At 69.3% G+C, this 12,289-nt stretch carries 9 protein-coding genes; 7 read left to right on the top strand and 2 right to left on the bottom strand.

Going from position 1 to position 12,289, the window contains the following annotated elements:
• Positions 1 to 10: 10 nt before the first annotated feature.
• From J2739_RS18195 to J2739_RS18180, 4 genes are all read left to right on the top strand, one after another.
• Positions 11 to 1,300 (top strand): nitrate- and nitrite sensing domain-containing protein, encoded by a 1,290-nt coding sequence (locus J2739_RS18195; protein WP_309904136.1) that lies wholly within the window; start codon positions 11 to 13, stop codon positions 1,298 to 1,300.
• A 315-nt stretch (positions 1,301 to 1,615) separates the two neighbouring features.
• A complete protein-coding gene (locus J2739_RS18190; RefSeq protein WP_309904134.1) occupies positions 1,616 to 2,860 on the top strand; it encodes a CmpA/NrtA family ABC transporter substrate-binding protein in 1,245 nt (414 codons plus the stop codon).
• Positions 2,861 to 2,870: 10 nt separating this feature from the next.
• Positions 2,871 to 3,800: a nitrate ABC transporter permease gene (ntrB, locus tag J2739_RS18185; protein ID WP_309904132.1), complete on the top strand. Its 930-nt coding sequence runs from the start codon at positions 2,871 to 2,873 to the stop codon at positions 3,798 to 3,800.
• Positions 3,797 to 4,603, top strand: coding sequence for an ABC transporter ATP-binding protein (locus J2739_RS18180; protein WP_309904130.1), 807 nt, complete (start codon positions 3,797 to 3,799; stop codon positions 4,601 to 4,603). Before ntrB ends, J2739_RS18180 begins: the two co-directional genes overlap by 4 nt.
• Positions 4,604 to 4,743: 140 nt before the next feature.
• Here J2739_RS18180 and J2739_RS18175 read toward each other — a convergent pair whose 3' ends face one another.
• A complete protein-coding gene (locus J2739_RS18175; protein ID WP_309904128.1) occupies positions 4,744 to 6,021 on the bottom strand; it encodes a type IV pili methyl-accepting chemotaxis transducer N-terminal domain-containing protein in 1,278 nt (425 codons plus the stop codon).
• 282 nt (positions 6,022 to 6,303) lie between these two features.
• Between J2739_RS18175 and J2739_RS18170 the strand changes: the two genes are divergently transcribed.
• A complete protein-coding gene (locus tag J2739_RS18170; protein WP_309904126.1) occupies positions 6,304 to 7,581 on the top strand; it encodes an MFS transporter in 1,278 nt (425 codons plus the stop codon).
• A gap of 32 nt (positions 7,582 to 7,613) precedes the next feature.
• Here J2739_RS18170 and J2739_RS18165 read toward each other — a convergent pair whose 3' ends face one another.
• On the bottom strand, positions 7,614 to 9,320 hold the full coding sequence (locus tag J2739_RS18165) for a bifunctional protein-serine/threonine kinase/phosphatase (protein WP_309904124.1): 1,707 nt from the start codon (positions 9,318 to 9,320) through the stop codon (positions 7,614 to 7,616).
• Between the two features lie 64 nt (positions 9,321 to 9,384).
• Here J2739_RS18165 and nirB point away from each other — a divergent pair, with 64 nt between their 5' ends.
• Positions 9,385 to 11,853: a nitrite reductase large subunit NirB gene (nirB, locus tag J2739_RS18160; protein WP_309904122.1), complete on the top strand. Its 2,469-nt coding sequence runs from the start codon at positions 9,385 to 9,387 to the stop codon at positions 11,851 to 11,853.
• Between the two features lie 13 nt (positions 11,854 to 11,866).
• Complete coding sequence (nirD, locus tag J2739_RS18155; protein WP_309904120.1) at positions 11,867 to 12,271, top strand: nitrite reductase small subunit NirD; 405 nt, start codon at positions 11,867 to 11,869, stop codon at positions 12,269 to 12,271.
• Positions 12,272 to 12,289 lie beyond the last annotated feature (18 nt).

Genomic DNA, 12,289 nt, shown 5'->3' with positions numbered 1-12,289 from the left:
GCCTGCCACGATGAACTCCGCACTGAGCTTCCTGATCGGCGCGCGGCGTTGCGAAATCGACGAACTCGATCAGCTCGCGCGCACCAGCGCGCTCGTCGGCACGATCGGCACCCTGGTCCATGCGCTGCAGCGCGAGCGCGGCATCTCGAACGTGTGGCTGGCCTCCGGCGGCCGGCGTTTCGCGGCGCAGCGTGAAGAACAGATCGCAGCCTGCTTGCGCGCCGAGGAAGCGGTGCGCAGCAGCTTCGGGCGCCTCGACACCGAGGCGCCGCGCATCGGCAACGGCGCGCGCCTGTTCAGCCGCATCGCGTGGGTGCTGCCGGGCCTGGACGCATTGCCGGAGCTGCGTCGCCGCGTCGCAGCGATGGCGTTGTCCGCCGCCGAGGCCACGGCCGCCTTCGTAAAGCTGATCGCCGGGCTGCTGGCCGTGGTGTTCGAGGCCGCGGACGGCGCCACCGACCCCGAGATCTCGCGCCTTCTGGTGGCCATGTTCAATTTCATGCAGGGCAAGGAATTCGCGGGCCAGGAACGCGCCTGCGGCGCCGCGGCTTTCGCATCCGGCCGAAACGATGGCGCACGCCAGCAGCAATGGCTGCACCTCATCGAGTCGCAGGAGCGCTGCTTCCAGGTCTTCGTCGAGTTCTCGGGCCCGGCGCTGGGCGAGCTCTGGCGCAGCAGTCAGCCCACAGCGCAGCTGGCCGAGCAGGAGCGGCTTCGGCGCATCGCCTGCGCGGCACCCCCGGGCGTGAGCCTTGACACCGAGCTGAGCCAGACCTGGTTCGACTGCTGCAGCCGGCGCATCGATGCCATGCAGACCATCGAGGAGCGACTGGCCGCCGACCTGCGCCTGCTGTGCGAGCAGAAGACGGCCCGCGCCCGGGCCGAACTGCAGGCGCACGAGGGCCTGCTCGCCGAGCTGGCGATCGAGCCAGGCGCCGCGTCGGCCGCCTTCTTCGACGAACCGCCGGCGCCGGTGGCCCCTCCCGGCCAGCCACGCGCCCTGGCCGCGCCGGCGCCCTTCGGCCGCCAGCTGGAGCGCTCGGTCCTGGAGATGGTGCAGGAGCAGTCGCATCGCCTGCAGGCCATGAGCGATGAACTCGAGACAGTGCGCGCCGCCCTCAACGAGCGCAAGCTGGTGGAGCGCGCCAAGGGCCTGCTGATGGCCTACCGGCGCATGAGCGAGGAAGAGGCCCACAAGATGCTGCGCCGCACTGCCATGAGCCAGGGACGCCGGCTGGTCGAGGTGGCCGAATCGGTGCTCTCGATGGCGGAATACCTGCCGGCCGATCCCGTGCGCTGAGCGCCATGATCTGAATTGGTGCGCTGCACAACAAGCGTGCCCGAGGGCAACGAAGAAGCACTTGCATCGAAGACGCGTGCCGCCCGCATGGCACCTTCGGCTGCCGGAGCACAGAAGCGGCGCCAAGCCAACCCGCCCTTCCTGGCACAAGCCTTGCGTTAGCTCTGCGCGCAGCATCCAACGGCGGATGCGGCCAAACCCAAAACGGACAAAGGCGTCCCCACCTGCGCGGGCTCGTGTCGAGCGAGCCCTTGCACGGTGAGGACGCCTTTTTGTTTTTCTCGAGCCCAGTCATCCACCTTCGGAGTGCGCCCCATGAACGATCTGCTGAAACCGAAACTGAGCCGCCGCCGCATCCTGCAGGCCGCGGCTGCCGGCGCCGTCGGGCTCGACCCCGCCTTGCGCGCCGCCGTCTGGGCCCAGGGCTCCGACAAGCCCGAGAAGGAGGAGGTCAAGATCGGCTTCATCCCGCTGACCGACTGCGCCAGCGTGGTGATGGCCTCGGTGCTGGGCATCGACAAGAAATACGGCGTGAAGATCGTCCCCAGCAAGGAAGCGAGCTGGGCGGGGGTGCGCGACAAGCTGGTCAACGGCGAGCTCGACATGGCCCATGTGCTCTACGGCCTGGTCTACGGCGTGCACCTCGGCATCAGCGGCCCGAAGAAGGACATGGCCGTGCTGATGACGCTCAACAACAACGGCCAGGCGATCACGCTGTCGAAGAAGCTCGCCGACAAGGGCGCGGTCGACGGCGCCTCGCTGGCCAAGCTGATCACCACCGACAAGCGCGAATACACCTTCGCCCAGACCTTCCCGACCGGCACCCACGCCATGTGGCTCTACTACTGGCTGGCCTCGGCGGGTATCGATCCGTTCAAGGACGTGAAGAACATCGTGGTGCCTCCGCCCCAGATGGTGGCGAACATGCGCGTGGGCAACATGGACGGCTACTGCGTCGGCGAGCCGTGGGGGCAGCGCGCCATCATGGACGGCATCGGCATCACCGCCGTGACCACGCAGGACATCTGGAAGGACCATCCGGAGAAGGTGCTCGGCACCACCGCGGACTTCGTCAAGAAGTACCCCAATACCGCACGCGCCGTGACCGCCGCGATCCTGGAGGCCGGCAAGTGGATCGACACCGGCCTGCAGAACAAGAACAAGATGGCCGAGACCATCGCCGACAAGAGCTATGTCAACACCAGCGTCGACGCCATCAACCAGCGCATCCTGGGCCGCTACACCAACGGCCTGGGCAAGAACTGGGACGATCCCAACCACATGAAGTTCTACAACGACGGTGCGGTGAGCTTCCCCTACCTCTCCGACGGCATGTGGTTCCTCACGCAGCACAAGCGCTGGGGCCTGTTGAAGGAGCACCCCGACTACCTCAAGGTGGCCACCGAGATCAACCGCATCGACATCTACAAGCAGGCCGCGGCGGCCACCAAGACGCCGGTGCCCAAGGACGTGCTGCGCACCAGCAAGCTGATCGACGGCGCGGTGTGGGACGGGAAGAACCCGAAGCAGTACGCCGATTCCTTCAAGCTGCACGTCTGAGGAGCACGCCATGGTCAGTGCCGTTTTTCACTCGCCGCTCGAAGCCGCCGCCGCGCATGTCGCCGCACCCGTGCTCTCCAGGAGCGTCGCCGCCGTGCCCGCCGCCGCGGCGGTGCCCGTGCAGCAGGCGCCCGAGCCCACCCCGCGCGCGCCGCGCGACTTCAGCTGGATCTGGCTGCGCGTGCTGCCGCCGATCCTCGGCTTCGGGCTCCTCATCCTGGTCTGGGAACTGGTCGCGCTGAAGAACAGCAACGGCTTCCCGTCGCCGGGCGCTGTCTGGCAACAGGCGCTGACCGTGTTCAGCGACCCCTTCTACAGCAAGGGACCGAACGACCAGGGCGTGGGCTGGAACGTCCTGTCCTCGCTGAAGCGCGTGGCGATGGGCTTCGGGCTGGCAGCGGCCGTCGGCATTCCGGCGGGCTTCGCGATCGGGCGCTTCGGCTTTCTCGCGCGCATGTTCAACCCGCTGATCAGCCTGCTGCGCCCGGTCTCGCCGCTGGCCTGGCTGCCCATCGGCCTGCTGGTCTTCAAGGGCGCCAACCCGGCCGCCATCTGGACCATCTTCATCTGCTCGATCTGGCCCATGATCATCAACACCGCGGTGGGCGTGCAGCGCGTGCCCAGCGATTACATGAACGTGGCGCGGGTGCTCGATCTGTCCGAGTGGAAGATCCTCACCCGCATCCTGTTTCCCGCCGTGCTGCCCTACATGCTGACCGGCGTGCGCCTCGCGGTCGGCACGGCCTGGCTGGTGATCGTCGCGGCCGAGATGCTGACCGGCGGCGTCGGCATCGGCTTCTGGGTGTGGGACGAGTGGAACAACCTCAACGTCGCCAACATCATCATCGCGATCTTCGTGATCGGCATCGTCGGGCTGGTGCTCGAGTTCGCCCTGATCCGGATCGCCACTGCATTCACATTCGAAGAGGTGAAGTCATGAGCGATGGCAAGTACATCCAGATCGAGGGCGTGGAGCAGCGCTTCAAGACGCCCAAGGGCAGCTTCCTGGCGCTTCGCGACATCGATCTGCACGTGGCCAAGGGCGAGTTCATCACGCTGATCGGACACTCCGGCTGCGGCAAGTCCACGCTGCTGAACCTGATCGCCGGGCTGAGCGCGCCCACGCAGGGCGCGCTGCTGTGCGCCAACCGCGAGATCAAGGGCCCCGGGCCCGAACGGGCGGTGGTGTTCCAGAACCATTCGCTGCTGCCCTGGCTCAGCTGCTTCGAGAACGTCCACCTCGCGGTGGAGCGCGTGTTTGCGGCGACGGAGAACAAGGCGCAGCTCAGGGCACGCACCGAAGCGGCGCTGGCGCTGGTCGGCCTCACGGCCGCCGCGCAGAAGCGTCCGGGCGAGATCTCGGGCGGCATGAAGCAGCGCGTGGGCATCGCGCGCGCCCTGTCGATGGAACCCAAGGTGCTGCTGATGGACGAGCCCTTCGGCGCCCTCGACGCGCTGACCCGCGCCAAGCTGCAGGACGAGTTGCTCGCCATCGTCGCGAAGACCCGCAGCACGGTGGTCATGGTCACGCACGACGTGGACGAGGCGGTGCTTCTGTCCGACCGCATCGTGATGCTCACCAACGGCCCGGCCGCCACCATCGGCGAGGTGCTGGCCGTGGACCTGCCGCGCCCGCGCGACCGCGTGGCACTGGCGGAAGACCCGGTCTACGTCCACGCTCGCAAGGCCGTGATCGACTTTCTCTACACGCGCCAGGCGCACGTCGAGAAGGCCGCCGCCTGACGCGTCACGAAGCCCCGCGGCCGGCAAAGCCAGGCTCGTTCGGGAAACACCGCGGAACCGGCTTTGCCGGGCCGCTGGCGTTGCGCCCGGAAGGGGGTGGGCGGCCACACGAAGTGGGCCAACCTGGGGGAGAGCCAAGGTCACGACATGATGACCTGCAGGCTGTGTTCGTATGACGCGGTGAGCCGGTCGAAGGTGTCGGCCAGCACCTCGCTGGCGCGCACCAGGTCGGCGCGGCCTTCGGCCCGGTCGGCCTGTCGCACGCCGCGCACCAGCCGCAGCCATTCGTCGCGCGCACCGCTGAGCGCTGCGCGGATCTCGGGCGAGCTCAGCGGCGCACGCTCCAGCTCCAGCAGCGAAGCCTCGAAGCTGTCCATGGTGGGCACCAGGCGCGCGCTCCACGCACCCTCGGGCAGCAGCGCGGCGAGCAGCGCATCCTTGGCCAGGCGCTGCGCCCGCATGCGCTGCCGTCCGCAGAGGTTGACGATGCGCAGGGCACGGCGCCCCGCAGACGACTCCAGCACGTCGGTGAGCGCCTCGGCGGCATTCAGCAGGGTCTCGGCGCTGGCGTCGATGTCGCTCAGCGCCGCGGGCCCGGGCCGCGCCGACAGTGCGGCATCCAGCGCTTCCCAGGCCGAGCGCACCGCTGCCAGCGCCTGCATGCTGGTCGCATCCAGCGGGAGGCCCGCGAGATGACCGAGGTTGTCCTGTACCCGCTCGGCCGACTCGGCGCGCAGCGCGCGGCTGCGCCGCGCATCGACGCCCGCCAGCGCCTGCGCCGCCAGGCGCACCAGCCGCTGCGAGAGCATGCGAAGCTGTCCGGCGCGGTTGATGGCATCGGCCCATTGCGCGGCCTCGACCACCGAACGCGAGAGCTCGCCGACGCGCAGGTTCGCATGCATCGCCGCGCCGCGCAGCAGCCCGAAGGCCGCGTCCTCGCCGATGCCGCGCGCCGTCATCAGCAGCCCCTTGGCGCGGTCCACCCACTTGCGCTCGTCGAGGTGCGCGAGCGAGCGCGCCAGCGTGTCGCGCAACGCGGCCTCGCGCCGCCAGCGCGCCTGCGCGCGGGCGAGCAGGGCGCGCAGGCCGGCTGCGTCCAGGGTGTCGGCACGCGACCAGGCCTGCACGCCGAGCGCGACGAGTTCTTCATGCGCCTGCGGCGGCAGCGGCTCGCTGACCACGACCACGGGAAGCGGCGGCGCGCCGGCCCAGGCCTGCAGCGCGGCCTGCAATCCGGGGATCGATGCCGGCGCGTGGACCAGCACCTGCTCCGGCGCGAGCATCGCTGCCTCCTCCACCATCGTGCCGCAGGTGGCCCATCCGATGGCCGTCGCATCCGCTTCCGCGAGGAGCTGGCGCAGCCCTTCGGGAGGCGCCTCGGCAATGGGATCGGGCAGGACGAGCAGGAGTCGATTCATGGAAGGACGTTCGCGAACGGGTCAGGCGGTCGCAGCATAGGCGAAGCGCCCGCCCGACAGCAGGCACGGGTCTTGCGTAGACAACGACGCGGTGTAACGAGGCACCGCTTTGGTGAAGTCGCCGGCCACCGCGCCGGCCCGGGTTCCGGCAGGGCCCCGCTCACCCCCAGTCCATTCCGCCGGGGCCCGGCGGGACACACCCTTTCATCGCCCATCGACGCAGCCGCGCCACGGCCGCGCTGATGACTTTCGCATTGCCAACGCCACCGCCAAGCCACCGCCATGTCCAGCTTCAAGTCCTTCCTGCGCTCCGGGCACGCACCCACTCTGTTCGCGGCGTTCTTCTATTTCATGTTCTCGTGCTGCATCTGGGTGCTGAACGGCGCGATGGCGCCCTTCATCGGCGAGACCTTCCAGCTCACCCCCGCGCAGAAGGGGCTGATGCTGTCGATTCCGATCATCGCGGGCGCGCTGATGCGCTTCCCGCTCGGCATCCTCTCGCAATACATCGGCCGCAAGAACGCCACGCTGGTGGAGATGGGCCTGATCGCGGTGGCGATGCTGTTCGGCTTCTTCATGGTGCACAGCTTCAACGACCTGCTGGCCATGGGCGTGCTGCTGGGCATCGCGGGCGCCAGCTTCGGCGTGGCCCTGTCGCTCGGCTCGGGCTCCTTCCCGCCGCAGAACAAGGGCCTGGCGATGGGCCTGGTGGGCGCCGGCAACGTGGGCACGGCGGTCTCGGTGCTGGTCGCGCCGCCGCTGGCGCTGTGGCTCGGCTGGCAGGCGGTCTACGGCGTCGCGGCCGTGGCCATCCTGCTGCCGATGGCGGTGATGGTGCTGTTCGCGCAGGAGCCGCCGGACGTCGACAGCCATGCCAGCCTGCGCGAGCACGTGGCCTGCCTGTTCGAGAAGGACGGCTGGGCCTTCAGCCTGATCTACGGCATCACCTTCGGCGGCTTCATTGGCCTCACCACCTTTCTGCCCTCCTACTACTACGACCAGTTCGGCGTGAGCAAGGTGCAGGCCGGACAGCTGACGATGCTGGCGGCCTTCATGGGCGCCGCCGTGCGCGTCATGGGCGGCTGGCTCTCCGACCGCTGGGGCGGCGTCAACACGCTGACGCTGGTGCTGCTGGCATCCGCCGTGACGCTGGCGCTGATCGGGCTGGCCTCGAGCTCGCTTGCGCTCACCACGCTGCTGCTGATCGTGTGCTTCGCCGCGCTGGGCGCGGGCAACGGGGCTTTGTTCCAGCTGGTCCCGCTGCGCTGGCCCGCCAGCACGGCGGTGGCCGGCTCGATGATCGGCGAGATCGGCGCCCTGGGCGGCGGCCTGGTGCCGAATGCGATGGGGCTGTCGAAGCAGTACCTCGGCACCTACATGTGGGGCTTCATCCTGTTCGCGATGCTTGCCCTGGTGATGCTGGGCGTGATGCGGGTCATGCAGATCCGCTGGACACGCACCTGGGCAGAAAAAGGCGGCCGCGCGCGCGTCGCGCCGCACACGCCGAACCACGAGGCCGATCGCCCGGTTCGCCCGATGCGACGCAGCGCCGGACGGTGACGACCATGCGCAGCCACGCCCCCTTCGCGCCCTCAGCGCGGCAGGAACAACAGCCAGTAGACGAGCAGCGCGTTGAAGACCAGCGATGCCGCCAGCGCGAGCTTCCACAGCAGGGCCGGGTCGCGTCGCGCCAGCGGCGTGGCGGCCGGCGCGCCGACCGGACGGGCGGCGCCGCGCTCCAGCGCGAGCAGCATCTCCTCGGCGGTCTCGAAACGCTGCCGCGGATCGCGCGCCACCGCCTTGCGCACCAGGTGGTCGAGCCACATCGGCACGTCGGGGCGGATGCGCGACAAGGCCACGGGGTCGCGCCGGTAGCGCGCGCCCTGGTAGGGCTCGATCTCGCCATAGGGCAGGCGGCCGCCCAGCCACTGGTAGAGCGACACGCCCAGCGCGAACAGGTCGCTGCCGGGGTCGGGTGCCGCACCCTCCCACTGTTCCGGGTTCATGAAGCTGGGCGTGCCGGCATGCAGTTCGCGCTGCGCCGCGCCCTCGCGGCCGGACAGCGCCACGCCCAGGTCGAGGATGCGCCACTGCCCGTCATCGCCCAGGTGCAGGTTGCCGGGCTTGATGTCCCGGTGCACCACGCCGTGGCGGTGCAGCCGGCCCAGCGCCTTGCAGATCTGCGTCGCGGCGTCGACCACCTGCGCCACGCCCGGGCGTGGGCCGGAGCGCAGCATCTGCTCGATGGTGCGGCCGCCATGCCAGTCGAACACGGTGTAGAGCGCGCTGGCGTCGTCGCCCCGCTCGTGCACGCGCACGAAGCCGGGCGCGCCGCCGCCGCTCACTCGCAGGCCCAGCCAGGCCTCGTGCGCGAGCATGGCCCGCTCCTCGGGGTCGCTGGCGCGCGACGGATGCAGCGTCTTGATCGCGACCAGCCCACGGGTCCGCGCCTCGCGCGCCTGGTACAGCCGGTGCACGCCGGTATCGGCCACCAGTGCAGTGATCTGGTAGCCGTCCAGCATGTCCCCCACTTTCAGCGCGGGGGGCGGCGCCAGCCGGCGTGCATCGCCCAGTTCGTCGTGCAGCTGGCGCGCGTCCAGGCCCAGCACGCGGATCACCAGCGCGGTCGCGTTGTCGCGCGTGCCGGCGGCGATCGCGGCGTCGACCAGCGCATCGCTGGCCTGCTGCGCATGGGTGGCCAGCGCAAGCTCGGCCACGCGCGCGGGCTTCAGCACGCCATGCACCCCGTCGGTGCTGAGCACGAAGCAGTCGCCCACGCGCAGCTCGCCCTGCAGGTAGTCGACGCGCACATGGTCGTCCAGGCCCACGGCGCGCGTGAGGCGGCTGCGCAGGTCCGGATGGTCCAGCGCGTGGTCGACGGTCAGCGGCGTGGCCGCGCCCTCGCCCGCGCGCACGCGCCATGCCCGCGTGTCGCCCACGTGAGCCAGCGTGTAGGTCTGGCCGTGCAGGGCCAGGGCTGTCAGCGTGGTCATGGCGCCGTCGTGGCGGCGGCGCCGGTTGTGGTCGGCCAGCCAGGCGTTCTGGGCGGCGATCAGGCGGTCCATGGCCACCGTCGGCTCCCAGGTGTCGGGCGTGGCGAAGTAGTCGCCCAGCAGGCCGATCACGGTGGTCTGCGCCGCCTCCAGCCCGTGCCCCCCGGAAGACACGCCGTCGGCGATCGCCGCGACCAGGCCGCGCGACTCCTCACCGCGCGGCGCATGCACCGCGCCGGCGAAGTCCTCGTTCTGCGGTCGCGGGCCGCGATGGCTGCTGTAGCCGATTTCAACCTCGAAGCTCATGGCGCGGCATTGTCCATGCAAGTCACGAGCCCCCTGTTTGCTTGAGTCCAGAAAGGTCCACCCCATGAAGAAGATGAAACTCGTGATGGTCGGCAACGGCATGGCCGGCGTGCGCACGATCGAGGAGCTGCTCAAGATCGAGCCCGAGCTCTACGACGTCACCGTCTTCGGCGCCGAGCCGCATCCCAACTACAACCGCATCCTGCTGTCGCCGGTGCTGGCCGGCGAGCAGACGGTGGACGAGATCATTCTCAACAGCTGGGAGTGGTACGCCGAGAACAACATCACCCTGCACGCCGGCAAGAAGGTGGTGGAGGTCGACCGCGTCAAGCGCATCGTGCGCGCCGAGGACGGCACCGAGGCCGAGTACGACCGGCTGCTGATGTGCACCGGCTCCAACCCCTTCATGCTGCCGGTGCCCGGCAAGGACCTGAAGGGCGTGATCGCCTATCGCGACATTGCCGATACCGACTACATGATCGAGACCGCGAAGACGCACAAGAACGCGGTCGTCATCGGCGGCGGCCTGCTGGGCCTGGAAGCCGCCAACGGCCTGATGCTGCGCGGCATGAACGTCACCGTGGTGCACGTCATGCCCTGGCTGATGGAGCGCCAGCTCGACGACGTGGCGGGCAAGCTGCTGCAGAAGTCGCTGGAGGACCGCGGCCTGAAGTTCCTGATTGGCGCGCAGACGCAGGAGCTGGTGGGCAGCAGCGATGACGGCAAGAGCGGCCGCGTCACGGCCATCCGCTTCAAGGACGGCACCGAGGTCCCGGCCGACCTGGTGGTGATGGCAGTGGGCATCCGCCCCAACGTCGAGCTGGCACAGAAGATGCGGCTGCACTGCGACCGCGGGATCGTGGTCAACGACACCATGCAGACCGTGACCGACGCACGCATCTACTCGGTGGGCGAATGCGCCGCGCACCGCGGCGTCGCCTACGGCCTGGTCGCGCCGCTGTTCGAGCAGGCCAAGGTGGCGGCCAACCACCTGGCGCACTTCGGCATCGGCCGCTACTCGGGCTCGCTCACTTCCACCAAGCTCAAGGTGACGGGCATCGACCTGTTCTCCGCCGGCGACTTCATGGGCGGCGACGGCTGCGAGGAAATCGTGATGAGCGATCCCTTCGGCGGCGTCTACAAGAAGCTGGTCATCCGGGACGACAAGCTGGTCGGCGCCTGCCTCTACGGCGACACGGTGGACGGCAGCTGGTACTTCAAGCTGCTGCGCGACGGCCGCAGCGTGCACGACATCCGCGACAAGCTGATGTTCGGCGAATCGAACATCGGCGACACCGGCCACGAAGGCCACAGCAAGGCGGCGAGCATGCCCGACGACGCCGAGGTCTGCGGCTGCAACGGCGTGACCAAGGGCACCATCTGCAAGGCGATCAAGGACAAGGGCCTGTTCACGCTGGAAGAGGTCAAGAAGCACACCAAGGCCAGCGCCTCCTGCGGCTCGTGCACCGGGCTGGTCGAGCAGATCCTGATGTTCACCGCCGGCGGCGACTACTCGGCGGCGCCGAAGAAGAAGGCCATCTGCGGCTGCACCGACGTCAGCCACCAGGACGTGCGCGACGCGATCCGCAAGGAACACTGGCTCAGCCATGCGGACGTCTACCGCGGCATGGGCTGGCGCACGCCGAACGGCTGCTCCACCTGCCGCCCGGCCATCAACTACTACCTGATCTCGACCTGGCCCAAGGAGGCCAAGGACGATCCGCAGAGCCGCTTCATCAACGAGCGCAGCCACGCCAACATCCAGAAGGACGGCACCTATTCGGTGATCCCGCGCATGTGGGGCGGCCACACCACGCCGGACGAACTGCGGCGCATCGCCGACGCGGCCGACAAGTACAACATCCCGACGGTCAAGGTCACCGGCGGCCAGCGCATCGACCTGCTGGGCGTCAAGAAGGAGGACCTGGCCAATGTCTGGAAGGACATCGGCATGCCCTCGGGCTTCGCCTACGCCAAGTCGCTGCGCACGGTGAAGACCTGCGTCGGCAGCGAGTGGTGCCGCTTCGGCACCCAGGACTCGACCCAGATGGGCAAGGACCTGGAACGCGCGCTGTGGGCCATGTACTCGCCGCACAAGGTCAAGCTCGCGGTCTCGGGCTGCCCGCGCAATTGCGCCGAGGCCGGCATCAAGGACGTCGGCGTGATCGGCGTCGACTCGGGCTGGGAGATCTACGTGGGCGGCAACGGGGGCATCAAGACCGAGGTGGCGCAGTTCCTGGTCAAGGCCAAGACCGCCGAGGAAGTGATGGAGTATTCGGGCGCCTTCCTGCAGCTCTACCGCGAGGAGGGCTGGTATCTCGAGCGCACGGTGCACTACATCGGCCGCGTGGGCCTGGATTACGTGAAGAAGCGCATCCTCGAAGACGCCGAAGGCCGCAAGGCCCTGTGGGAGCGCCTGCAGTTCGCCCTGGACGGCGAGCCCGATCCGTGGTTCGAGAGCAGCCAGGCTTCGGTCGACGTCCGGCAGTTCACGCCCGTCGCCGTCGTCGACACCACCACCCAAGCCGCCTGAAAGGACCCCGGCCATGACCGAATGGAAAGCCATCTGCCGCGTCGACGACATCCCCGTGCTGGGCGCGCGCCGCGTGGCCCGCACCGAGGGCGTCGATGTCGCGGTGTTCCGCAACGCCGAGAACCAGGTCTTCGCCCTGCTCGACCGTTGCCCGCACAAGGGCGGCCCGCTGTCGCAGGGCATCGTGTTCGGCACCAGCGTGGCCTGCCCGCTGCACAACTGGGCGATCGGGCTGGACGACGGATGCGCCAAGGCGCCCGACGAGGGCTGCACGCCGCGCTTCGCGGTGAAGGTGGCCGACGGGGTCGTTCATCTGGACGCGCACGAACTCGCCACCCACGCCATCGACCTGCCGCGGCCCGTGGCCGGACCGGCGCGGCACATCGCCTTGTCGCCGGTCCCGGTGGGAGAGCGCTAGGGTGAGGTCAGCGAGCTT

Origin of the sequence: Variovorax soli (genome assembly GCF_031454625.1) — a bacterium.
Taxonomy (GTDB): domain Bacteria; phylum Pseudomonadota; class Gammaproteobacteria; order Burkholderiales; family Burkholderiaceae_C; genus Variovorax; species Variovorax soli_A.
The sequence above is the reverse complement of the archived record's forward strand: the minus strand, read 5'-3'. Positions and strand labels throughout refer to the sequence as shown.

Excerpts from the sequence above, each read along its gene's own strand:
- J2739_RS18165 (WP_309904124.1), bottom strand. The coding sequence starts at position 9,320 with ATGAGCTTCGAGGTTGAAATCGGCTACAGCAGCCATCGCGGCCCGCGA.
- J2739_RS18170 (WP_309904126.1), top strand. The coding sequence starts at position 6,304 with ATGTCCAGCTTCAAGTCCTTCCTGCGCTCCGGGCACGCACCCACTCTG.
- J2739_RS18190 (WP_309904134.1), top strand. The coding sequence starts at position 1,616 with ATGAACGATCTGCTGAAACCGAAACTGAGCCGCCGCCGCATCCTGCAG.
- J2739_RS18195 (WP_309904136.1), top strand. The coding sequence starts at position 11 with ATGAACTCCGCACTGAGCTTCCTGATCGGCGCGCGGCGTTGCGAAATC.
- nirB (WP_309904122.1), top strand. The coding sequence starts at position 9,385 with ATGAAGAAGATGAAACTCGTGATGGTCGGCAACGGCATGGCCGGCGTG.
- J2739_RS18175 (WP_309904128.1), bottom strand. The coding sequence starts at position 6,021 with ATGAATCGACTCCTGCTCGTCCTGCCCGATCCCATTGCCGAGGCGCCT.
- nirD (WP_309904120.1), top strand. The coding sequence starts at position 11,867 with ATGACCGAATGGAAAGCCATCTGCCGCGTCGACGACATCCCCGTGCTG.
- J2739_RS18180 (WP_309904130.1), top strand. The coding sequence starts at position 3,797 with ATGAGCGATGGCAAGTACATCCAGATCGAGGGCGTGGAGCAGCGCTTC.
- ntrB (WP_309904132.1), top strand. The coding sequence starts at position 2,871 with ATGGTCAGTGCCGTTTTTCACTCGCCGCTCGAAGCCGCCGCCGCGCAT.